Here is a 24,119-nt window from a genome sequence, read left to right as displayed (position 1 = left end):
ATTTCGACCAACTCTTTGTTTTGGTAGTGAATTGGACTCGGATAGCCGATGGCTGAGTGCAATCGAGCACTGCGTCGAGCGGGGCAATCAAACGTTGAGCGAAAAAGATTTGTCGGCAATGCGCACTTGTGTTGAGCGTGGTCGTCCTCAATGGCCTCACAGATCAACACAACTCCATTTTCTTGGTTAGAATTGCATCAATCCCGGCTTTTCAGAATATGTTCCCGCGTCCGCCAAAGAGTCCAGTCACTTCCCATGTCAATCAAAGACGACTGACACGCCAAACGTAAACTACCTAATAACTCGCAAATGAACGATTCCAATTTCTACAGCGCGGCGAACGACGTTCAGAACTTTCCGAACGGTCGCGGACGGCCTAGCCCAGGTGGGAATCCTATACTGATTGTTCTTGGAATTCTGGGCGTTCTAAGTTTTCTTCTCTGCGGAGGCATTGTGGCGTTCGGCTTCTTCGCAGCTCACTCCGTAAGCAACCCAAAAGTCAATATCGTGGCGCCCGATATCGATTCCGGTTTCTCCGCAGATGAACGCCTGTTTAACATAGCATTGCAGCAAAAATTGCGCGAGGTCAGACTCCTTGGCGATCCGATTCAGGAGTTGGAAACGAGCCAACCGCTTTCGCCCGAGAACGAAAGTTTGATTTCATGGCTGAAAGCGATGGCTGAATCCGAACAGCCGGTATTATTGGATAATGAATATTTCCAGTCGGCAGTACTGAAAAGAGGAAGAGGAAAGATTGGCGTGCTTTCTGCCATATCGCTTCGCAACACAATACAGGATGGAGCAGAGCTTGAAGCGGAACGGGATGAACATGGAACACTGCTGAGTGTCGCTTTGAGTGAAGATGGAAAGTATGCAACGGCCAACTGGTTGTTCTATGACTCAAGCGGTAACGTTCTTTCTACCCAGTGGTTCATTGCAAAGAAGCAATCACAATGGGTCGTCTACGATTGGCAGCGGCTTGAATATGGTCGCCGCTACAGCGATGAATTTGCAAACTACTTTGCAAATAGTATGAACACCAATGCAGATGGCTACGATATCGCGATGGAACTGGTTGGTGAAGCTTTGCAGACAGAAGATCAGAATGAAGCGTTGCGGAAGATTCGTCGCGCGGAATCGATTCGCATGTTGGACGAAGACCAGAATGTCGCAAAACTGAGAATCGCGTGGACTTACATGCACTATAGTAAGTACGATGACGCCAAGAGGTTGCTCAAGTCCATTGAAAACCCTAAGCGACTTTGGGGTGCGTGGCATACCTTAGCCATGATTCATCAGATTGAAGGGAACGAAAGCGAGGCGATCTCTCTCGCCCAACGATCACTTGAAATCAGTCCAGATCATCCCACGATAAACATGGTCTTGTGTGATGAATTGCTCAAACGCAATAAAGGTGACGATGCGACCAACGGTTATCGCAGGATGTTGGATTCATGGTTGCTTTGCCCCGAATACACCTCACTTTTGTATCGGTTGTCGGCATCTGCGACTCAAGCAAACGCACTTTCGTTGCTCGTCGCCAGTGCACGCAGTGACCCATCCCTTGCAGGTTTTGATAGAGTTGCCGAAGAACTGCTTGCCCGTGATTTGCTGGAAAGCGACTCCGTTGACCAATTGCGTAAATTGCGAAGCATAGATGTCGATCGAATTCGATATTTGGAACTTCGTATACAAGCAGAAAACGGTGGCCAAGAAGATTTTGACCAATTGGCCAGTTCCTTTAGAGACCTCGTTGCGAACTCTAAGGATGAGGATTTTCGTCAATCGATTTCAGATTGGTACGTAAACCACTGCGAATCGATCAGCCGTTTCGACCTGATTTTTGTCGATCCTGATTTGACGAATAACTATCTCAAGAATGTCGCGTTGCAATTCGCGTACGAAGAAGTTTACCTTAACCAGCAGAAGCTACAGCAAGCCCTCGACAATGCGCCTGAGTATGTTCAGAAAAATCATTTCTCCCATCTGATTCGCGGCGGACTCGTTTCTGATACCAACGCTCCCCTTGCGATCGAAAGCCTTGAGAAATACTACGTCGCGACGGCAGAGGTAGGACAACGCGTTGATGAACATGCAGACGAATTTTCAGATCCGCAGATCAGCGAGTCTGAAGGCTTTCAGAATGAAGAATATTTACGCCAATGGGTATCGAAACAACTGGGCATACTTCTGGCAAGGATCGGAGATTCGTCAAAGGTCTTCGAACGCTACGCGACCGATAAAACACTTCTTACGTCTTTTGTTGACGGTCTCATTTTAAAACAAGATCTACAACGAATTGTTCATACCGCTGAAATTCTCGAAGCTGCCGAGTCGGATGAAGATGCACTATTGCTTCATCGCCTCAGATCGGCAGCTTGTTATTTGTCTGACGATCCGAGTGGCGGTGATCGCGAACTACTGAAAGCAATCGAACTTCAGGAAGCATTGCCAACCGGTGACGAAGAGGGCAGTGCGGAATGGGCATCCATTCTGTTGAAAAGACAGCGAGGAATCGCGATCGCCAGAGCAGGAGTCGCAACGGAACAGGATTTCGACCAGCCATTTGCGACGGAAACGAAATTGGCCATGCTTGACGAGTTAATCTCGCTCCGAGACATCGACGCTTTTGAACGCGTTCGGGTCGCGTTGTCAAAGCAAGAATCGCTGGAAAGACAACTTGAAATAGGGATACTGGAGGCTGAGGTTGATCTGGCTGACTGGATGCGGGACACGCAGAGCAACAAGGCATCTCGAAGCGAGTTGCTACACCTACAAGAACCTGAGAATGAATGGGAGTGGATGAGAAATGCAGAATCGCTTGCGTCGTTATATATTCGCGATTCTCAATTCGACGAATGCGAGCGTCTTTGTGATAGTATCGATCGAGTTGCACAGCAAAGCCAAAGGCAGTTCTCGCGTAGTCGCGGTCATCTTTTACTAGCGAGTGGCGAAAAGGAAAAGCTGATGCAACTTTTACAAACCGCAGCACCTGAGGACGTGAGTTCATGGATGGGGACTGCGGAAACAGGAAGAATACTTCGTCAGCATCCAGATATTGCCAAAGAGTTGCTTTCGCAATGGCCTCTTGATTTGTCATATGGTTGGATGATGACGGAACAGGTTCAAGATGAACTGATTGTAGCTGCAGAAGCGGGCAAGCTGCCTGAGAAATCTTCAATCATCGCTGCTGTAGAAGAGTACTTTCCGAACCAGGAAATTGACTGCATCGAACTGAAGGACGAAGATGAGAAAAGTACAAATTCGTCCGCTTGGTTGATTCGTTTCAGCAAAACGGACCAACTCTTCGTTGAAATTCAAAACGAAACGCGGAGCATTGATCCAAACCTACCTGATTCTATCGTCGACTTGGTAGCGAACGAACTGCAGTGGATCAGTTTGTCAGCTAGCTACGAGCCAAATTTTGAACGGCAAGACCTGTTGGGTATCATTCGATCGATTGCCGGCAAGCCTCTAGTGTTGCTTTATGACCCAAAATCAAAAGCGACTTGGACGAGTGCGGACATGCCCTCCAGTCTCCCGTTTGATCGGCGATTGCCAACTTCGAACAGGACCGTATTTGTGCCATACTTCGGTACAGAATATCAATATTCAGTCGAAGAAACTGAGGACACTGAAGATCAGATTACTCTGCTTGATGTCCTCGAGAAGATGAACAATGGCGAACGCGTTTTGGTTGACTTGGTGCTTCTTAATAATGGTTTCATTCAAGAGAAGGTTCAAGCGGAAGTAGCGGAGGCGAACGCAAGTGCATACAGCGTTCAGGTCAAATTGCTTCAGGCGAGCGAATCAGACTTGCTTCTACAACCAGGGCAACAAGTAATCGCATCTCCGTACCAACTTCGTCGCAGGCATTAAAGTGATTGGTGTAGCCTGCGAAAATCAGCGAGGCAAAAAATCGATAGTGGGCGTGATGCCGCCGGAGACCAGCTCATTCCCGACCGAAGACAGCGCCATCAAACGCAACACTATAACCCGTGTTAATATTAAAGTTTGCGCGATCTTCCTTGGCATCCTAGTGGTCTTAAGGAAACGCTTCCGCACCCTCAACTTTTCTGTGTTAACGTTTCCATGAAGCCTGGGCCACCGCAGCGTGAATAGATATGTTTAAGATCACATCTTTGTTAATTGCTCATTTATTCTTGTCGACCATTGCGATGGAGATAAATGCTCAGACAGCGCTCCCCTCTAATTTCGATGCTAGTACTGCGATAATCGAGGCGGCAAAAAACGTCCACTATAAAGCCCCAATCCTCGTGGAAACAATGATCAATCAATCTGGCGAGATCGCAATCTCCGCAAAGATGTCTAACGTTGTCGGTACCGCGTTAAGCGAAAACAAAAGTCCAGACGTAGTACTTGCAGGGAAGAAGGACAGCGTCGTGTTTTTTGTCATCGTTCCAAAATTGAGCAAACAGGATTGGGCCCTAATGCGACAGCTTGTGAAAGAAAGACAAGACGACTTAAGTAAAAACAATCTGGAGGAACTAAGGCTACTTGAAAAGAATACAGCGGACGTAATGGGCTCAGAATATGGAATTCGCACTGAATCCAATGGATTTTACCCAACAGAAGAGGCTGAAAAGAGGGCCTTAACACAACTGGCGCAGAACCTTGCTAAAGTGTTTTCAGCACCGGATGGATTGGATACTGCCAAGTACATTGAGCGATTTCTAATTCCTGATGCAAGCGGATATGGATACTAGTTATCCCGTAACTTTCACTGGGAAATTTAAGGCATTACGCTATATGATTGGTTACGTTGGTATGAAGTTTGAAGTTCCCCAAGTTTGGCAGACAGCGGATTACAGTTGGCAACTTTACCAAAGGTGCATAGCTTCTTTAAATCTGCTGCCGAACCGCTATTGCGAGTCGCCCAGCTTCGATTCGCTATCTCTCACCATAGTATTCGCCGCTTTTAAACTTCCGCCAGTGTAAAGCGTCACCATTCCAATAACACAAGCAAAAACTTGAGCAAAACAGAATGCATCCATGCCATCCATCTCAGTCGGAAGCCCGCGAATGATCTTTTCTTGGGAAGTGTTGAAAAAAGAAACATAGCAAAGAGCCGCCACTACAAGGCCAACGCTATAACCCGTGCTAAAGAGTTCTTGCCCTCGAGAAACACAGGCCCTCGCGATAATAACGCTCGAGGCCCCGCAACAGATCAGGCCAAAATAGAATGTGGTTGATTCGTACATGCAGTTTTCCATGTCAAAAGAAAGAAACCGTTAAAGAGTCCTGACACCTTTATTGGGAAGTCGGTAGTAGGTGCTCCAGCGATCGATTTTTACAAATCCATGCTTGAGGTACATAGAGGATGCTCGCGAGTTGGCAATGTCGACGTACGTCAAGAGCCGACGGCCTTTCAACTCGTCTAACTGACGCAGTGCGTGACGGAGCGTCTCAGAGCCCAATCCCTGGTTACGGTAAGGCTCTGCGACCCCCATGTAGCTTAACTCCCACACTTCCTCACTTACCGGCGTCAGCAAGTATGCAGCGCGAATGGCAGCCGACTCGCTTTTCAACTCTGGGTCATACGTCGCCCACCACTGGGGCAATGCGACTTCGCCTGCTACCGACTCTCTCGCCATGGTCGCGTTTGCCGTTTTCCAATAAGCATCCATCATCGATTGCGTCGTTCGAATCGAGTTTAGTTTGGGGCAATCTTGCGTTCCACGATACGTCGCATTCAGCCAGTCGACATACGCATCCCACTGGTCCTGGGTAAATCTTTTCCAGTCGCACCGAGTCTGAGCTTCAGCAAACCCACTGCTGGTGACAGAGGGTTCGAATACCAACTGATCCAGTTCGGCCAGTCCCAAGAATCCGGCGGAATCAATTACATCCTTCTCAAAAGCACTCCCGTCGGGCAGCGACACTTGTAGCATCTCTAGATCCCAGCGACTGGAGGCCGCACTGCATAGCACGTCGCACAATTCTTTCGCGCAGCTGGCGCGAGCCTCCTGCGACTGGTGCGATTCTCCTTCGGTAAGCGACTTTGGCCCCGTCAGGATCGCGACCTTTCCAGGATAGTGCAGAATGTAAGCTAAAACGTAGTCGCCGGAAGCAAGGGTCGCTAAACCGCCCAAAAAGTTGGTCTCGCCCCCCATATCGGTGATATGATTTTGTACGAGGCGAACGACAGACTGGCGAATGGCCGGCGGTTGGTCGCGAAAAACAAGATCCACGATTCGATCCGCTTGCCGTCCATCAAATAATTGCATTGCGGAGCTCCGCTAAAATAACCCGCCGCTAGCTGTCGACCGGATGATTTCCCGACCGCAACAAGGGTCCCAAGTAACAGACGAACCGTTTCGCGAAAACGACCTTGATGCATAGAATAACAAATCGAAGAGGAACAAGGCGAAGGGGCTGGACTGTTTTATGGTCGATTCCTCCTTCGACCAGCAGGCGTGTTGATGGGTGCCGTTATTGTATGCAGGAAGGAAACTCGATGAAACAAACATTGCTTCGAAGTGTATTGGCCTTGATAGCGACATGCTTGGTCGGCACTTCCGTACAGGCGCAAAATTACCTGCAAGAGCTTGAGCGCAGGCTGGGGCTAGGAAAACCTGCCAACGACGCCGGCGCATCTGCCGCGACAGAAAGTGAAGAGAGCTTGCCGGCACCGGTCCGCACGCCACCGCCAATACCTAGTCCAAACGCGAACCAGCCCAGTGCCAGTACGCCGAATGCAAATCCGCTCGACGTACCTGCCGTCTCGCCCGTCGAACCGCTCGGCACACAATCACCGTTTTTCGAGATCCAGCCTCCCGCCGACAACGCTCCTGCGCAACCGAACGAAAGTGATGCTCAAGTCAACGATCGACCTTATTTGGGCTTAACCGCCGAGAATCTCAACGGTGGGGGCATCGGATTACGAGTTGTTGAGGTGCAAAACGGATCACCTTCTTGGAAAGCCGGGATTCGAGTTGGCGACAATATCCTAGCCGTGGATGGCAACGGAGTCGCAAATTTGGATCAATTCGCAGGCGAGATCCTGCAGCGAAAACCGCGTGAGTCAGTCCGTTTGCTGATCGATCGCGGCGGCCGCAATCTGCCTCAAGTTGTTGTTCTGGGATCGGCGAATCTGGCGAAGCGGACGGGGCAGTTACCTCCGGATGCTCCTAACATCGAAGGTCCATACGAAGCGGAACTTGGGACAGAACCCGAACTTGCGCTTGAACGTGATGGACAGCAACGACCATCGCTGGGAGTTCAGGTCGAGCGACTTTCGGAAGCCGCGCGACGTCAATTTGGTATTCCTGTTCCACGCGGTGCATTGATTGTGGAAGTCTTTGCAAATTCGCCGGCAGCGCGGGCCGGATTGGCTCCCGGAGATTGTATTGTGGAAGCCGAAGGGAATGTGATCCAATCAGACACAGACATTCTAAGCTGGTTTCAAACAGCCCAGCCAGGCGCTATAGTCACCTTACGATATTTTCGCGGCCGGAACCTTTCCACTGCCGATGTGCGTTTAGGTACGCTCGACTCAAACGTCGACCCTGCGCAGCAATCACTCAAGCCACCTCTTATGATCGCTCCGCCAGACGCTGTTCCGTACGGAGGCGTTAGCAAAATCAACGAACTTGAAGCCCAATTGATGGACCTAAGAAACCAGTTGGAAGAAAAACAAAGGCAGCTTGAACAACTTCGCGAGTCCCGCTAGCCTGCCATTTCCACTTGTCATCAATTGAGCCAACCGCAACTTTCGCAAAGAAATCTAATGCAAACAGAATCGCCCAACGCCGCAGTCATGGCAGCCATTCCTCATCGCGCGCCCATGTTGCTTGTCGACGAAATTGTGCAGCAGGACGAAAAAAGCATTGTTTGTCGTAAAACTTTCTCGCTCGACGAGCACTTTACGCAGGGGCATTTTCCTGGCTTTCCACTGGTCCCAGGCGTGATTTTGTGCGAATGCGCGTTGCAGAGCGGGGCGATTTTACTTAGCAAGTTCACGCCTCAGGAAGGAATTGTGCCCGTTGCGACCAGGATGGACAACGTGAAGTTCAAGCACATGGTTCGGCCCGGCGACACGATCGAGATCGCCGTCACGCTCAATGACGTTGTTTCCACTGCTTATTTCATGACGGGGAAGGTTACCGTGGGCGGAAAACTAGCTGCTCGGCTCGATTTTGCTTGTTCCGTCGCGCCGCTCCCCGCAAATTGAGCCATACTTGAAATACGGGAACGCTCAGATAGTCAAAATATTGGCTCAAGCAGTGATTCGATAGATTTTGCGAATACTATGGAAGCGTCCAAGTGTTCGCCGGCCTTCAATTATCGTAAATCTTGTCTTCGTCCACGACCTATGAATCGCCGGCAGCCGAACTTCAGCCTGAGAAGCTGCCTACGCCACCGGTATTGACGCGTTTTCGCAAGTTCACTGGCGTTGCGAGCACGATCGGTGTCTCGTTGGGTGTCTTCGGATTCTTTGCAATCCAAGGGATCGTCCTAGCGAGAATGCTTGGGCCGACCGGCCGTGGCGAATTCGCCGTCGCATTCATTTTTGCCCAAGCCCTCATGTATCTGGGCTTGCTGGGTGCTCCAGAAATCTTTGCTCGATTGGCGGCCAATTCCACCGATGCAGATTCCGTGCGGCGTTCGGCATTGAAGTATGGTGTGCTTGCCGGATTCATGACGTTCGTCGTCTGTTCTACGCTGAGCGCGCTGACGCTGCCAAAGGAGCAACGTTATTTGCTGCCGATGGCGATGGTCTGCGCTTTAGCAGTTGTATTTCAGCAAGTTCGCTTGGCGGTCCAATCGGTTGATCACGGTAACCGAGCGATGTTTCGCTACAACGTGTCTCGGCTGGTGGCCGGGGCAGCGTTTCCTGTGGGGCTGTTGATATCTTGGGGCATGGGATGGAATACTGTCCCGGCGGCGTGTTGGACCCTTCTAGTGACCTCGATTCTAGCTATCGGTCTTTGCCAGTGGGGAATGCATAGTAGCTGGATCGGTGCGGGCGCTATTCAGCTTTCCGACACAATTCGATCGGCGGGCCCCATCACGGGCTCAATCGCAGCGAACGAAGTGATGGAGCGGCTCGACATGGTACTGATCGTTGGAATGCTTTCCAGCACCGACCTCGACTCCGTAGGGGCGTACGCTGCCGCAGTGCCCGTTGCATCCGTCATGATGATTATTCCCAATGCCGCAGGGCTTTACGTGTTCAATCGAGCGGCCAGAGCGGATGAACTTCCAACTCCAAAGGAGATGTGGAGTACCTCGCTAGCGTTAATTTTGCTGCAAGTGGTTTTTGGAATCGTCTTAGCCTTGGCAATCCCGGTTATTTTGCCGTTTTTGTACGGCGAGCGTTTTGATCCTGCGATTCAATTCGCTTTAGCTCTCATTCCTGCCGCTGCGATCCGCGGCTTGCTGCAGGCTGCTGATTCGTATCTCCGCGCACGAAACATGTCCGCAGCGAGCATTCCGCCGCGAGTCCTGGGGGTTTTCGTGATTCTCTTGACAACCTACCTGGGGTGGGACCGTTTGGGGGCATTGGCAGTGCCTTTGGGCCTGACGCTAGCACAACTGATCTCACTTTTCCTAGTGCTATCCACAGTTTACCGCGACGTCCGCCGCAATGCTTCCAAGCTTCCGTAACGAATGCAGGTGCTCAAATGCATCACTCATGCAAATAAGCTTAAGGATGTCCGAATTGTCTCTCAGGCATTACAATCCAGCGGTTTCGCGGTAAGCTCCGTCGCTTGCACATGAAGTGTGCGTGGCCGCTTTCCCGAAAACATATCGCTGCCAGCAAGTCTCGAATCGAGCGGTCGCGGCAGCATTTACACTTGCGACACCCTAAATCTATCGGAAAGCATGTCCGAACCTACAACAAAGACTTACGACGGAGTCCAGATCACGCTCTGCAATCCCCTGGTTGCATCCGTCTTGGCGTTTTTATTCCCCGGCGCGGGGCATGCTTATCAAGGTCGGACAATGAAGGCCTTGATCTATGCGGTGTGCATTTTAGGACTATTTTTCGGCGGACTGTGGATCGGGCGCGGGAAAGTTGTCTACTGCTCGTGGGCAAAAGAAGACTTTCGCTGGCAGTATGTATTGCAAGGAGCCGTGGGTTTGCCCGCTTCGCCTGCAGCCTTACAAGCGTATTGGCTCAAGAATTACAACAAAACGTTTGCTGACAGCAACTGGATGGCGGCTCCCAGAGATACCGATGTCCTAAGTGACTGGCATTATGAATCAAGTGCTGGTTTCGATTTGGGTACGCTTTACACGATGATCGCAGGGATATTGAACATCCTTGTTATCTTCGACGCTTATGCTGGTCCGCTGCCGCCGCCAAAGCATGCGCCCAAGAAGAAGTCGAAAGAAGAAAACGCCACCGATCCAGCGCCCGAACCTGCCAGTTAGTTACTCTAACAACGGCCTTATGCACGCTGTCTTTGACAGCCGACTTTACATACTTTCCTAAATCCTTTCCAAGCCCCGAGACTGTTACGAATGCAATTGCTTGAACAAGTTCGAACTCAAGTCGCCAACGCACTTAGCGAAATCACTCCGAACTTTGAGGCTCATGCAACAAGAGTCAGCCCAACGCGTGATGCTGGTCACGGAGACTACCAAGCGAACGTAGTCTTTGCGTTGGCGAAAGAACTCAATCGCAAACCAGACGAGCTTGCACAGGAGATTGCGAATCGTCTGCAAGCGTGTGAAATGTTTGAGACAGTAGAAGTTGCAGGAAAAGGCTTTATCAACGTTCGCTTGAAATCCGAGCTGCTTATGCAGCTCGTTGTCGAAGCCGCTAGCGATGGTCGGTGCGGCGTTGCAGCAACAACATCTCCTCGCACGTACGTTGTCGACTTTTCGTCGCCAAATGTGGCTAAACCAATGCACGTTGGTCATATCCGTTCGACGGTTATCGGTGATGCAATTGCCAGGACCCTTCGTTTCGTCGGCCACCAGACAATCACCGACAATCACTTAGGCGATTGGGGTACTCAATTCGGAATGATCATCTATGGCTACAAACATTTTGTAGATGCATCGCAATACCAAAAAGATCCCGTTGCGGAATTGAGCCGCCTGTACCGCACAGTTCAACAACTAATTGGCTACGAGTCGTCGTTAAAGGATTTGCCTGAGCTTACTGCAAAACTGGCCGATTGCCATTCAAACGCCGACGCCGCTCGCGCGCAGGTTGCAGCCAACCCGAATGATAAAGCTGCAGAAAAAGCTGTCAGGGCAGCCCTGCGTCGTATCGAGTCGACGGAAGAGGAGATCGATGATGCTCGAAATAAAATCGCGGCAGTGGAAGCTAACCCTCTTCTTTCTGAGTTTGCAAAATTGCATCCGAATATCGAAGTCGCCGCACTCCGCGAAACTGCGGCGATGCATGCGGGCGATCCTCAAAATATCGCGCTGTGGAAGCAATTCATGCCGCACTGCTTGGTTGCAATCGCCGCAGTCTACGACGCCCTGAACGTAGAATTCGACCACCAGTTGGGCGAAAGCTTTTACAACGATCGCTTACCAGGCGTTGTACAGGAGCTGGTCGATAAAGACTTGGCAAAGGAAAGTGAGGGCGCGGTTTGCGTATTCTTGGATGGCTTCGATGCACCGATGATCGTCCAGAAACAAGATGGTGCTTATCTCTACGCAACCACAGATCTAGCCACGGTGCAGTACCGACTCGAGCAATTCAATCCCGATGCGATGCTCTATGTCGTTGATCATCGACAAAGTGAACACTTCCAGAAACTTTTCGCGGCCCTAAAAGCGCTGGGGTATGACCTAGAGCTACGACACATTAGCTTTGGCACAGTGTTAGGCACCGACGGGAAGCCCTTTAAGACGCGATCAGGTGATGTCGTAGGACTAGAATCGCTGCTTCAGGAAGCCATCGACCGCGCTCGTGCCGTCGTGTGCGACGAAGAACGACTGCAGAAGGCGTCGTTGCAAATGGATGGCGATGAGCAAGAGCAAGTGGCAACAGCAGTCGGGCTCGGGGCCATCAAATACGCCGACTTGTCCCACAACCGGACGAGCGACTACGTTTTCGACCTTGAAAAGATGGTCCAACTGGAAGGCAATACCGCTACCTATATCCAGTATTCGTATGCGCGTGCGGCTAGCATACTTCGCAAGTTAAGCACCGATCCTGCAGTCGATCTCGCTGATTCCATTCCAGCGACCGAAGATGTCGAACTGACGCATCCCGTTGAGCGCAGCTTGGCGATCCAGTTGCTGCGGTTCGAAGAGTCGATCAAAAACTCTCTTCAGGATTTTCAGCCAAGTATTTTGGCGGACTACCTGTTTGACACCGCCAAACAGTTTGCTTCGTTCTTTGATCAATGCCCCGTTGCCCGCGCCGAAACGGAGAGAATTGGCAGAACGCGTCAGCTTCTTGTCAACCTAACGCAACAGGTCTTGCGACAAGGCTTGGAACTGCTGGGTATCGCGACGGTCGAGAGAATGTAGGCTCCCAGGCCAACCTGCCGCCCCATTCACTACAACCGTCATACGCAAATCATGTGAGGGCTTTCTATTGAAAACTCGATTGCAGGTTGTCCCGAATGATTGTTGTAAAGCATTGACCTGCTAATAAGCTGAATCAAGCTCCTCTCGTCGACACCAACCCACCGCTGAAAATTTCTGCAACGCTCCTTTCCATGATCGATACCGGCAAAAAGAATCTAATTGGCGTTTACATTGACGCAGTTGACTATGAAGGTGCTGTCAACCGAATGATCGAAGCGGCTCGCGCCAAGCGACGTTGCACTGCGACGGCCTTGGCGGTTCATGGCGTGATGACGGGGGCGTTGGACAAGGAGCATCGCTACCGGCTTAACAGCCTGGACTTGGTCGTGCCGGACGGGATGCCGGTTCGGTGGGGTTTAAATTTGCTGCATAAAGCGGCATTACCTGACCGAGTTTACGGACCTAATTTGATGCTCAAGGTCTGCCAAGCCGCTGCTGAAAATGGCATTTCGATATTCTTGTTTGGGACGAATCAAGCAACGTTGGACAAGCTATCGAGCAATTTGGTTGCGAAGTTTCCCGCTTTAAAGATCGCTGGTCAGCAACCGTCCCAGTTTCGCCGCTTGAATGAAGCTGAAAGCGAGGAATTGGCTGATAAGATTCGGCAGAGCGGGGCGGGGATTACTTTCGTCGGGATCGGCTGCCCTCGTCAAGAAATCTGGGCTTATGAATTTGGCGATCGTCTGCAAATGCCCGTCTTCGCCGTCGGTGCAGCGTTTGACTTCCACGCTGGAACTCTAGCACAAGCCCCCAGTTGGATGCAGAACGCTGGACTGGAATGGCTTTTCCGATTGACCAAAGAACCCAAACGCCTCTGGCGCAGATACGTGTACCTCAATCCAGCCTATCTGACGCTGCTAGGTCTTCAGTTGATAGGCCTGCGATCCTGCAAGAAGGACACGAGTGTCCCGCCTAACGAAGAAATGTTGTACGGATAAGAAGACGGAGTTTGAACAAGTTTTATCGTGCAATAAGCGATAAACCTTTGAGCACGAGGTTTGCTACTGGTATGATCGGCAACGGAAGTTCCCGCACTATGTGCCCAACACCGCCGCCCGTCGCAATCACCTGAAGCTCACGCCCCACCAATTCGCAGTACGAGCGATACGTACGTTCCACCCCACCTAACACACAGTTTGAAATTCCGATCCGAAGCGCTTGCGAGGTATTCTTGCCCGGCGGCAGCAGCTTGACGAACTTCCCTGTGGATGATTCGTCTTTCATGATCTCACCCGGGGCCAAAGCATCTAGCCCTAAACCATCAGGCTCCGGTTGCAGAAGCGGTAGCTGAGCCGTTTTTTCGGCTAGACTCCTATACAGAGTCGCTTCACTTGGCAAGATAGCTCCTCCCTGATAACTCCCGTCTGCTCGAACTAAATCAATTGTAACGGCAGTGCCCACCTGGAGGATGATCAGTGGTTCTTGAGTGCCAAAAAGTTGCCAAGCTGCGAAAGCGGCAAGCAGTCGATCGATGCCCAGCTTTTCCGGTGCGTCAAGTTCGATCTTCATCGGGACATCGCGATTGCTAATCTCGACAAGCGTAAGGGCAGCAAAATCTTGAAGCATCGCACCGAACTGATGGCTTCGACCAGGATTGACCGAACTCAAGTAGACCTTAGTTGGATTGCCTTCGATTAAATCTCGAAGCAATCTTGACTGGGACGATGAATCTTTTGAGTCAAAATCCGACCAATCAATTCGACGCGGGACGCCGATGAAATTTTTCTGAGCGGGCTCCCATTTGATGGACTTCAACGCAGAATTACCGATATCGGCCAGCAGCACACTGTCCTTCATCCAAAACTCGCTTCCTACAGCTTGCTAGGCCTTTACCATTTTAGTCGTTCGCATACAAATTCGTCGCGCTCGTTCGACGCATGAACTCATTGACAGTATACACCGCACCCGCCGCGGGTTGAAGCTGCTGCTGAATGCTCGATATTAGATTTAGATTTACAGCGAGCGCAGGTACAATTAAAAAGTTATAACTGCAGGAGCATGACTTGCTTCCACTTCGGCTATTCGAGATATACCAGAATCGATGAAACGTTCACAGAATCTACTAGAACCTCTCAAAATCCACCTCTTCACGACCCTGCTTGGCGTTGCAAGCTTATTGCCTTTAGGGAACGTCGCCGCTCAAGACGTTGCCTACTCCTTGGTAACAGATAGTCAGCTACCGCAAGGCACCGGTCTTGCCGCAGACTATGTGGCTGATCAGAACATCGATAAACACGCCTCTGTAATTTTTGCAGATAACTTCGAAGCCGGTCCACTGGGCGAAAATTGGGACGAAGCTAGCGACACCGAGGGAAAAACCTTACAGATCGTAGAACAGCAGACAACTTCCGATCCAGTTGGCAAGCGTGCGTTGCAAGTCACAGCAACGTTGGACGAAAACACAGGTGGTGGATTAACGAAATGGTTTGAATCGTCCGACCAGCTCTTTATCCGCTTCTATACCAAGTTCGATCCGCAATGCGACTACGTACATCATTTTTGTACGTTACGTGCCAATAAGTCACTTCAAGGCAAAGACCGATGGAGTGGCTTTGGTGGTGCAGGCATCAAACCCGATGGTAGCGACCGCTTCTCCACTGCAATTGAACCGTGGGGCAATTGGGGAGAATGGCAGCCGCCGGGACAATGGAATTTCTATAGCTATTGGCACACCATGCAACCCAGTCCTGATGGGAAGTTTTGGGGAAATGGTTTTCGACCTGAATCGCAGCCTAACATCGAACGAGATCGCTGGATTTGCGTCGAAATGATGATCAAGCATAACACTCCGGCGCAAGAGGATGGAGAGCAAGCATACTGGATCGATGGCGAGTTGCGGGGGCATTGGCGCGGGATCAATTGGCGTACCAGCCCCACATTGTTTGCCAACGCGTTCACCTTGGAAAGCTACGTAACCGATCGATGGACCAAACAGAAGAAAAATACTGTCTACTTTGACAACGTGGTGATTGCTAAACAATACATTGGACCTGCAGCGATTAAATGATCACGATTAAACGTTACCCTTTAAGGAACAAAGCATGTTTTATAAGTTTCAAACTCTCCTTTCAATCCAACTGTGGATGGTCTTACTCATGTTCGGAATGACGGCAACTGGGCAAGAGTCGCAAACTCAAGCTGAAAATTTTGTTGGGCGTTGGGATGTGACGGTGACGGACGGTGAAAGTGAATATCCTTCCTGGTTTGAGATCCGAAAATCGGGGCACAAAACGTTGGTAGGAAGTTACGTAGGCCAGTTCGGCAGCGCCCGTCCTATAGCCAAGGTCGAAGTAAAGGGAGACACTTTCCGATTCGTCGTACCGCCTCAATGGGAAGAGCGAGCGTCGGATGTTGTATATGAAGGGCAGCTAAATGATGGGCATTTAAGAGGGACGGCGACCAACGATAGGGGCGAAACGATTCACTGGCAAGCGGAGAAATCGCCCCCGCTCCTTCCCGAATATGTAACGAATTGGTCTGAGACGAAAGAGCTTTTTAATGGCTCGGATTTGACGGGCTGGAAGCCTCAATTTGTTGATAGCAAAATGGGTTGGGAAGTTCAGGACGGCATACTGAAAAATGTCGCCCCAGGTAACAATCTCGTGAGCAATGAAAAGTTCCGCGATTTCCAACTGCATGCTGAATTTAGATATCCGAAAGGCAGCAACAGCGGCATCTATCTACGTGGTCGGTATGAAGTCCAGTTAGTCGATGAACCCGATCAAGCACCAAACGACCACAATATGGGAAGCATCTACGGGTATCTTACGCCTTCGGAGAATGCTGCGTTACCAGCCGGCGAATGGCAGTCGATCGACATTACATTCGTGGGTCGGCAAGTGACGATCGTGCTGAACGGAAAGCGCGTCATTGACAGGCAGTTCATACCAGGAATAACCGGCGGAGCACTGGATAGTCGTGAAGGAGAACCAGGTCCAGTTCTGATTCAAGGCGATCATGGCCCAATCGAGTTTCGCAGAATCGCAGTCTCGCGTGCGGCAGACGATTCAAACTGACCAATGAGTTAACAAATGAATACAACCGAGTTCTGGCAGCTACTGGCGAACATCATCACATGCTTTGGCTTGCCGCTGGCGATCTACACGTTCGTTCTTGAACAACGCAAGGAACGAGACAATGAAGACGAAGAGATCTACCAGCTTCTTTCTGATGCCTATATCGACTTTCTAAAACTAGTGCTGCAACATCCCGACCTCAAATTGCGTACTCAACATGCAACGCCGAACTTGAGTGACGAGCAGCTGGAGCGTATGCATGTGCTCTTTGAGATTCTGATATCACTTTTCGAGCGAGCATACTTGACGGCTTATAGCGATTCTATGACACCGCAACAGCGACGTCGCTGGCATAGCTGGGATGACTTCATGCGAGAATGGTGTCGCCGTTTTGATTTCGCTACCGCTTTGCCTGGCCTGCTTCAAGGTGAAGACGCCAATTTTGCTGCGTACATCTGCAAAATAGCTGACGAAGAAAGCACCAAGTCCGCTTCAGAAATGTAGCAACGAGGTTTTAGCGGACCGCATCACCATTGAGACTTTCATCATGCTCGGCTCTCTCGATTCGTTCTTCAGCCTCTTCTTGATCTGATTCGTTTTCTTCTAGCGTTGTATGCTCTCGCTTTCTGCAAGGCTCATGTCGTAGCCGAATCTGCATCGGAAAATGATCCGATCCAACGTATGGTAATCGGCGAATTCCGGCAACGGTGAAATGCCGAGAATGAAAGAGGTGGTCGAGTGGAAATCGCATATAAAAATGCTTGGCATTGAATGTATTAAACAGTCCCCGTCCGCGCCGAGGATCCATCAATGAACTTGTCCGCAAGAACAGTCGCGTAGTATCTGACCAAGCGACGTCGTTCAGGTCTCCACCGATGATAGCCGGACGTTGCTCATGTGAAAGTTCTTCCCCCCACAGCATTAACTCGGCATCTCTTGCTGTCGCGTCGTTGTCTCGAATGGGCTCGGGCGGCCTTGGATGAACAGCGACAAAACGCATCAATTCACCATTTTTTAAACGTATGTCGGCATCAATAGAAGGCACATCTTTCTGCACCAGAAAACGCAATTCATGCCGCTCGATGGGAAAACGCGAAAGCAGCATCATGCCGTACCAATTGTCCTGAGGGTAGATTACTCGATATGGATACCGAGCGATTACACTTTCTGCTTCTCGTATCCAATGTTCATCTACCTCGACAACAATCAGAATGTCAGCGTCTGCACCGGAGATCACTTGACGCCATTTTGCATACTCTTCGTTTTCCCTTTCTACATTTGAAATGACGATGCGTAGAAATTCGCTGTGGTCGTCATTTAACTGATCGCTCGACGTCGATTGTGCTTGCTTTGGGGAGAGTACCGTGTAGGGAAAAATTCGGACGAAATGCCAGATCGTGAGGAAGAGCGTGAGCGATACAAAGATCCAATCTGCAAAAACTTCCGATTCTCCTCCAAGGTATTTCGTTAGATAGAAAAGCCCCAAGAAGCCCCATGCGAGAGCGATGATCTGAATTCTTGGAAAATCCCAGCCTCGAACGAACCAATGTGGATGTGAACTCAAACTCAAAAGTGAGCCCATAACGAGCCCGATCAACCCGAACAGGATCAGAGAGAATATGACCGTTACCACAATCATTGGGAGCGTACTTTCAAGGAAATCTTCATACCGACGCTATGGCTTTGTACAAACAGCAAGGACGTCATAGAAACCGAAGCAAAAACCAGACCATTACGTTTTACTTCTAAACGAAAGCTGAACGCTGTTTTGACTCGGGCTTTAGATAGCCATGGGCATATCTCTGTGTCCTTGGACGTGGCCAAGTTTCATTCGCCACCACGGTAGTGCATCAAAACGACCCGGCTATCTACCAATTGATCATGAAGACTTCGCCCCTCGGACCGGAACATCGCAAAAATCGCATCCAACAGCAGAAAGATCACGATGCCGAGAGATAACGGCATCCAGACCATGTCGGGTAGTCCGGCGTGTTCATTCCTATTGAATGCTGGTAAAAGCCAGATCGGAAGCAATGGGGCAATTGATCGCAGAGCGCGCACCTTCGGATTCAGTTGCAGACCATGACGATCCACAACTCGCAGTTGCATCAGAGCCTTTCCCGGCGATGACCGACCACGACTGATCCACCACGTTACCAACAGTGGCACAAGCAACCCGCTGGCAATCGTGCTAATAGCGACAAACTTGGACATGGGGAGTATCCACGCCAGAGATTTTTCAAATGCGAAATTGAAAAAGAAAACGGCGATGGTGAGTACGACTAGATCGATCCCCCATGCTATCGCCCTTTGTAAGCGCCCTGCAGGTATTGCTCGAAGCGGTCGCAAGGCACGCATGCTTTCAATCAGTGTATCCCAATCGACAAAACGATCCTCGGCACGTTTCTGTAGCAGCTTCTCAAGAAACATTCGCCATGCCTCGGGAAGCTCTTTTGGCCAAACCTCAGGAAACGCAGGAGCGTCATACTGGTGTGCTTCTATTCTAGCCAAAATGCTGTTGTTTTTGAACTTATATGGCAGTCGTCCAAAAGTCATTTCGAACAGCATAACTCCGAATGAATACATGTCTGCACGCGAGGTCGGTGGCTCTCCGCGACAAGTTTCCGGCGCCATATAGTTGGGCGTACCGCTTGTGGAGTAAACAGCAGCTTCGCCCGGTGAGACTCGTTGAGCGAGCCCAAAGTCGGAGAGCTTTGCGTGATTCGCTCGTAACAGAATGTTGCTGGGCTTGATATCACCGTGCACAATTTCGAACTTGGCCGACTCGCGAAGTGCACAGGCGACTTGCAATCCAATTCCCACTACCTCTTCGTAGTTAAGCGAATGTTCTGCAATTCGATTGGCAAGTGTTTTGCCTTGAACGAGCTCCATTGCCAAGTACGGCAATTGCTCGTCTCGCGACACAAAGTAGATATGCACTACATTAGGATGATTTACACGAGCTTGAGCTCGAGCCTCTTTGAGAAGGCAATCAAGACGATTTGTATCGCTGGAATTGCATCCTTCTCCTTCATGCCGTCGAATTACTTTGATAGCGACATCTCGCTGCAGCGATTCGTCTTTAGCTCGATACACGGTGCCCATGCCGCCGCTGCCTAACCGCTCAACGATAGTGAAGTGATCGAGCGATTGGCCGACCATAACCTCACTGTGTGCGGTCGCGTCGTTCGTTAGCTGAGCAATCAGCGGCGAGGCTAGTGACGTTTGATCAGGGATAAATCGCAGAGACGTAGTCAACTCACCGACATCTGAAAAAGCAGCATCTTTTCGTCGCCCACAGTTCGGACACGCCTCACCAGCACGCAAGCTTACGATTCCCTGTTCTTCGCACTCGCACAGCTCTGAAATTCTGTCGTTTGGAGTCATGGGGCAATCTAGCCGATTGACGTAAAGCTTGCGAGTAACAAACCAGTTGTATTAAGCTACCCGCGGGACGGTCGGATTTCAACCTGCACAAATGACACTCGAGTAACCTCCATATTCGCCGATTATGTGAATTTGACAAAGACGTTCACTAATTTCTTCCATTCGAGCACCTCGGTGAGCCGGGCGAATTCTTTGATTGCCTTGAGTCTTTTCGATCGGACATCCGAACGAACCCCTTCGCCGAAATGCGATTGAGCCAACCGACAGCAAACACTCGCGTCGAAGCAACAGGGACAGAATCTCCATAGCGTGCCGACTTCGGAAAATTGACTCAACGAGTTTTTTAAGACTTATTCAGCCTTTCCGAATCGTTCAAATTCACTTCTCTCTGTCTCCTCAAGAGAAGAAGAATTATGCAAACGAAAAATATCCAAGTTAAACAAAAAATGAGAATCCACCAAGCAATCCGATAGTCGGGCGGAGAATATTCCGGACGTTGAAACCCACCTCTCGAAATCGCAACGAATTTGCAGATCCAGTCTTCGACTGACGGCGATGCAACTAACATCATGAAACAATATAGACCGCAGAAGACCAACGACACAGTTAAAGCCCACTTAACTACGCTGACGTGTGAAACTTCAACTTTCGAAACAGTGCTACCAGCATACGGATTCATAACACTAGTATATTCGAAACAAGACGTGTCGCGTCTGCCTGTTTTCACTTCCAAGTGCGAGCCTCCTGCGCAATAGAACTGAGACAAGCTACTACTTCTGCCTACTTCAAAAACATGGGATTCACCAGTTTGCTTGCTGCAACCCCAATCATTTTGAGGAAGCATGCGTAACGCATTTCATCTGGCCTCCACTTGGGAAAGGCTAACACCTCATTTTTTGGAAGTCGCGAACATCAGTGCAAGCCCAACGACTGCAATGCCGCCTGCTAATATCGCATCTGGGATGGGAGCTTCTCGATTATTCTCGATCGAGGCAAAAGCAACAATTGACACTATTCGCGCGAGTCCCAAAACAACCAGAACTAAACCAATAGTCTTCTTCACAACTTATGACGTCCCATGCACGGGAAAATTAGAATGGCTAAGAACGGCACACAATCAACGAGCTCAGAGCAATCGTGCGGTGCTGGTGAGTTAGTGCGACCCGGACACGAAAAAACCCAGCGAGTTGCTGGGTTTAGACGATTTCGAAGGTTCGTTGAACCTACCTAGTGACCCCGACGGGAGTCGAACCCGTGTTACCGCCGTGAAAGGGCGATGTCCTAGGCCTCTAGACGACGGGGCCATGTCTCAAATGAACAGGGAGCAGTGTAACAATGACTATTGCAACCGGTCAACCGCTGAAATCACGTTACTCGTTAATGTTCAGCTCGTTATTGTCCGCATCTGTCGATTGACTGCGTAGAATTGCATCGTACACCTCCTGCCGGTGCACTGGCACATCCCTTGGAGCTTCCACTCCGAGACGGACTTTGTCGCCACGAATCTCAACAACCACGATTTTGATCTCGTTGTTGATGACGATGCTTTCGTTCTTCTTTCGTGATAGGACGAGCATTTTCTCTTCCTTAAGTGAGGGCCTTTCCCCAATAATTCCTACAGTTCGTGCTGCTGTACCTGCAAAAACAGCTTGTCAAGTATGCAGATAAAAATTCTGTCGCTCATCAAATCTAGACAAGAAAGGGGCAGAGTCAAGTAAAGCCGTACCCAAACTAGGCAATTTCCCGCAATTTTCGCGCAATAATCGGATTTAGGCAGTTCTTTTGCTACGCTGGCAAACCAATATCTGCATTATTCGCGTAAATGCTTGCGCTTTCCCACACGTTCACGTCGGCTTCATTCAACGCCAAACCTCATCGTAAAACTTCGACAGAGGTTGCAATGCCCGCCTCGCTTGGTCTATATCGTTAGCAGACCCTGGGCAGACATCTGAACGATGAAGAATGATTGTTGACATACCGTTTTCAGCAGGCAAGCAAGCTCTCGTATTCGCGTTGGGAATTTTTTTCCTTAGCTCGACCGGCTGCGTTAGTTTTTTAAGCGGACCACGGAAAAATGTTGCCCCGCTGGCCGTTTCCGAACTCGAAGATATCCAAAAATCATCCGAAAGAATAACGCCAGCTGTCTTAGCGCGACTCGCATCGCTCACTCCGAACTTTGTTCGAAAGCCTACCCATGACCGCATTTGGCGACCGGAGTACTCTGTATTGCCGATAGTCGAATCTGACGGTTGGAACGTCACAATTCGAAATGTTCGCGACAACCGATACCGATCGGCTACCGACTACGACGTTCGATTCTACGACTTAACATTTCCACTTACATCCATTGAGTCGGTTGATTTTATCGTCGTTCCGTTCCAATCGACCGATCTCCTCGCTCACACCATGCTCTCTTTTGGTCTAAACGACGGTAGATATTTTACGGTCTCTGTCGAGGCGAGACTGGAGCCGGGTGAAGCGTACTCCGCGACGGGCGGCGCAAAGGGCGACTTTGAACTGATATACGTGGTAGGCGATGAGCGCGACCTGCTTCTCCTGCGCACTCATGTGCGAAAGGTCGACTGTTACTTGTATCCAGGAAGAGCAAAACCCGACGATGCACAGCGTTTGTTCGCAGATATCATGGCCCGAATAAATAGCATCGCGAGAACGCCCGAGTTCTATCATACACTTCAAAATAACTGTACGACCAATCTCGTTGATCACGTAAATCGAGTTTTTCCAGATCGGATTCCCTATAACTGGCGCATCCTTTTGCCAGGCAGGTCTGATCGCTTGGCTTTTGACCTCGGTCTATTAAACATTCCAAGCGAAAACTTTGAAGCGAGCAAACCATTCTACCGTGTCAACGCAATTGCGGAATTAAACGCAGACCGGCCTGATTTCTCGTCCCGAATTCGCACAACGCACGCTTACACATCCACGCGTCGCTAGCGATTTTGGGAACGCAACATTATCGTCAGAGCCATCGAACAGATGTTCCAGCCATCGAATTTTTCCCTTTCAGGGCTGACGCATAGCGGACCGCTAGCCTTTTTCCGGCATCGATATCTTGAGATCGCGACAAACTTCTTCAGTCAAACGGTTTAACACAAAATCACTCTTGAGCCCAGTGTCTATTTTACGGACCGAATGCAGGACGGTCGTATGATCGCGCCCACCAAAGTATTCTCCAATTTTTGCTAAGGGCATCTCGGTAAAGGTACGGGATAAAAACATTGCCAAAGAGCGAGCTTGCACATGGTGGCTCTTGCGAGAATCGCCGCGCAGTTCGGTCAGCGAGACGCCTGACTGTTTTGCTACGGCTTTGGCGATTGAACCTATTTTTAGATTGGAGGCTATCTTTCGCACCTCCACTGCCGCCTTAATTTGTTGCAACTGATCCTTGCTTACAGCAGCCGAACTGGAATCGCTCAACTGCTCAGCCTCCGGTGATCCGCTGTTTAGACGCGTTTTGAGGTAGTCTTGTAACAAACCACGCAACGTCGTCATACTTGTTTGCGGTGGCAGTTGATTCAAAAATTCGGAACTGATCGCTGGCGTCACCACCTTTGCAAGCTTCTTGTCCGATTGAACGAGACTTTCGATTGCAGCCGACACAGCCTCGGGGCCAGGAAAACTCATTGGCACCGAGAGCCCGCACATCAACCGTGACGCAAGAGGCTTTCGCAGGCCTCGCACGGTGGGCGGTAAGCCAATCGATGTGACAACTACCAAACAACCAGCTGCGTGCAACTGATCTATTGTATGCGACAGCTCATCTTGCGCTGTAAACTTGTTCTGCAGCATCTCCAATCCATCAACCAAAAGCCCGTCAAGGGTGCGAAACCTATCTCGAAACCTTGGCATGTCGTCCGCTGATATTGCCCCTGCAAACTGCCTCGCGAAATCGACCGCTGGAATGGAAATCGAAGTCGACTTATTGTGAAAGCTCAACCATTGCCGCATTAGCGTCGTGGCAATCGCGGTTTTGCCCGTGCTATTCGCGCCGTAAATCAGCAGCGGGGATTGGAAGGCAAGTGACTCTAGTTGTGCGGGCTCAAAGAGTTCTGCGACCAGAGCATTTTCTTCGCCTGCAAAAAAATAGGGGAGTATGCGTTCGTACGAAAGAAGCGCTTGCCGATTGCCCGCCTCGCGATCCACAAGCTCAAGGAATATTGAATTCAC

Annotated in this window: 20 protein-coding genes and 1 tRNA gene; 12 read left to right on the top strand and 9 right to left on the bottom strand. The window is 50.2% G+C overall.

Annotated features, from left to right (window positions below; translation table 11 throughout):
* The first annotated feature begins 309 nt into the window (after window positions 1–309).
* Together SH451x_RS00105 and SH451x_RS00100 are read left to right on the top strand one after the other, a co-directional pair.
* Entirely contained in the window at window positions 310–3,879 is a 3,570-nt protein-coding gene (locus SH451x_RS00105; protein WP_479360196.1) for a tetratricopeptide repeat protein, read from the top strand.
* 245 nt (window positions 3,880–4,124) lie between these two features.
* Window positions 4,125–4,727 (top strand): hypothetical protein, encoded by a 603-nt coding sequence (locus SH451x_RS00100; protein ID WP_479360195.1) that lies wholly within the window; start codon window positions 4,125–4,127, stop codon window positions 4,725–4,727.
* Window positions 4,728–4,883: 156 nt separating this feature from the next.
* Here SH451x_RS00100 and SH451x_RS00095 read toward each other — a convergent pair whose 3' ends face one another.
* Entirely contained in the window at window positions 4,884–5,222 is a 339-nt protein-coding gene (locus SH451x_RS00095; RefSeq protein WP_479360194.1) for a hypothetical protein, read from the bottom strand.
* Window positions 5,223–5,252: 30 nt separating this feature from the next.
* Window positions 5,253–6,248: a GNAT family N-acetyltransferase gene (locus SH451x_RS00090; RefSeq protein ID WP_479360193.1), complete on the bottom strand. Its 996-nt coding sequence runs from the start codon at window positions 6,246–6,248 to the stop codon at window positions 5,253–5,255.
* A gap of 230 nt (window positions 6,249–6,478) precedes the next feature.
* On the opposite strand from SH451x_RS00090, the gene SH451x_RS00085 reads away from it, so the two are divergent.
* The 6 genes from SH451x_RS00085 to SH451x_RS00060 all read left to right on the top strand — a co-directional run bounded on the left by SH451x_RS00085 (window position 6,479) and on the right by SH451x_RS00060 (window position 13,466).
* Entirely contained in the window at window positions 6,479–7,693 is a 1,215-nt protein-coding gene (locus SH451x_RS00085) for a PDZ domain-containing protein (RefSeq protein ID WP_479360192.1), read from the top strand.
* Between the two features lie 57 nt (window positions 7,694–7,750).
* On the top strand, window positions 7,751–8,194 hold the full coding sequence (locus SH451x_RS00080; protein WP_479360191.1) for a 3-hydroxyacyl-ACP dehydratase FabZ family protein: 444 nt from the start codon (window positions 7,751–7,753) through the stop codon (window positions 8,192–8,194).
* 122 nt (window positions 8,195–8,316) lie between these two features.
* A complete protein-coding gene (locus tag SH451x_RS00075; RefSeq protein ID WP_479360190.1) occupies window positions 8,317–9,630 on the top strand; it encodes a lipopolysaccharide biosynthesis protein in 1,314 nt (437 codons plus the stop codon).
* Window positions 9,631–9,849: 219 nt separating this feature from the next.
* Entirely contained in the window at window positions 9,850–10,401 is a 552-nt protein-coding gene (locus SH451x_RS00070; RefSeq protein WP_479360189.1) for a DUF6677 family protein, read from the top strand.
* Window positions 10,402–10,491: 90 nt separating this feature from the next.
* Complete coding sequence (gene argS, locus SH451x_RS00065; protein ID WP_479360188.1) at window positions 10,492–12,468, top strand: arginine--tRNA ligase; 1,977 nt, start codon at window positions 10,492–10,494, stop codon at window positions 12,466–12,468.
* 191 nt (window positions 12,469–12,659) lie between these two features.
* Window positions 12,660–13,466, top strand: a complete 807-nt coding sequence (locus tag SH451x_RS00060) for a WecB/TagA/CpsF family glycosyltransferase (RefSeq protein WP_479360187.1) — start codon at window positions 12,660–12,662, stop codon at window positions 13,464–13,466.
* Window positions 13,467–13,488: 22 nt separating this feature from the next.
* Here the strand turns inward: SH451x_RS00060 and SH451x_RS00055 are convergent, their stop codons facing one another.
* Window positions 13,489–14,325 (bottom strand): type III pantothenate kinase, encoded by an 837-nt coding sequence (locus SH451x_RS00055; protein WP_479360186.1) that lies wholly within the window; start codon window positions 14,323–14,325, stop codon window positions 13,489–13,491.
* 244 nt (window positions 14,326–14,569) lie between these two features.
* Between SH451x_RS00055 and SH451x_RS00050 the strand changes: the two genes are divergently transcribed.
* From SH451x_RS00050 to SH451x_RS00040, 3 genes are read left to right on the top strand one after another with little or no spacing between them, the layout of a single operon-like run.
* Entirely contained in the window at window positions 14,570–15,535 is a 966-nt protein-coding gene (locus SH451x_RS00050) for a hypothetical protein (RefSeq protein ID WP_479360185.1), read from the top strand.
* Window positions 15,536–15,569: 34 nt separating this feature from the next.
* Window positions 15,570–16,544 (top strand): 3-keto-disaccharide hydrolase, encoded by a 975-nt coding sequence (locus SH451x_RS00045; protein ID WP_479360184.1) that lies wholly within the window; start codon window positions 15,570–15,572, stop codon window positions 16,542–16,544.
* Between the two features lie 15 nt (window positions 16,545–16,559).
* On the top strand, window positions 16,560–17,048 hold the full coding sequence (locus SH451x_RS00040) for a hypothetical protein (RefSeq protein WP_479360183.1): 489 nt from the start codon (window positions 16,560–16,562) through the stop codon (window positions 17,046–17,048).
* Between the two features lie 10 nt (window positions 17,049–17,058).
* Here the strand turns inward: SH451x_RS00040 and SH451x_RS00035 are convergent, their stop codons facing one another.
* From SH451x_RS00035 to csrA, 5 genes are all read right to left on the bottom strand, one after another.
* Window positions 17,059–18,183: an endonuclease/exonuclease/phosphatase family protein gene (locus SH451x_RS00035; protein ID WP_479360182.1), complete on the bottom strand. Its 1,125-nt coding sequence runs from the start codon at window positions 18,181–18,183 to the stop codon at window positions 17,059–17,061.
* A gap of 188 nt (window positions 18,184–18,371) precedes the next feature.
* Window positions 18,372–19,931, bottom strand: coding sequence for a protein kinase domain-containing protein (locus SH451x_RS00030; RefSeq protein ID WP_479360180.1), 1,560 nt, complete (start codon window positions 19,929–19,931; stop codon window positions 18,372–18,374).
* Between the two features lie 889 nt (window positions 19,932–20,820).
* Window positions 20,821–20,994, bottom strand: a complete 174-nt coding sequence (locus SH451x_RS00025; RefSeq protein ID WP_479360179.1) for a hypothetical protein — start codon at window positions 20,992–20,994, stop codon at window positions 20,821–20,823.
* A gap of 168 nt (window positions 20,995–21,162) precedes the next feature.
* Window positions 21,163–21,235: transfer RNA gene (locus SH451x_RS00020), tRNA-Glu, on the bottom strand.
* Between the two features lie 66 nt (window positions 21,236–21,301).
* Complete coding sequence (gene csrA, locus SH451x_RS00015) at window positions 21,302–21,508, bottom strand: carbon storage regulator CsrA (protein ID WP_479360178.1); 207 nt, start codon at window positions 21,506–21,508, stop codon at window positions 21,302–21,304.
* A 385-nt stretch (window positions 21,509–21,893) separates the two neighbouring features.
* Between csrA and SH451x_RS00010 the strand changes: the two genes are divergently transcribed.
* On the top strand, window positions 21,894–22,886 hold the full coding sequence (locus SH451x_RS00010; RefSeq protein ID WP_479360177.1) for an Lnb N-terminal periplasmic domain-containing protein: 993 nt from the start codon (window positions 21,894–21,896) through the stop codon (window positions 22,884–22,886).
* Window positions 22,887–22,979: 93 nt separating this feature from the next.
* Here the strand turns inward: SH451x_RS00010 and SH451x_RS00005 are convergent, their stop codons facing one another.
* Window positions 22,980–24,119 carry a DnaA/Hda family protein gene (locus SH451x_RS00005; protein ID WP_479360175.1) on the bottom strand — a complete coding sequence of 380 codons (1,140 nt, stop codon included), beginning with the start codon at window positions 24,117–24,119 and terminating at the stop codon, window positions 22,980–22,982.

It is taken from the genome of Njordella aestuarii (genome assembly GCF_056494165.1).
Note: the sequence above shows the minus strand (reverse complement) of the source record. Positions and strands in the feature narration are given on the sequence as shown.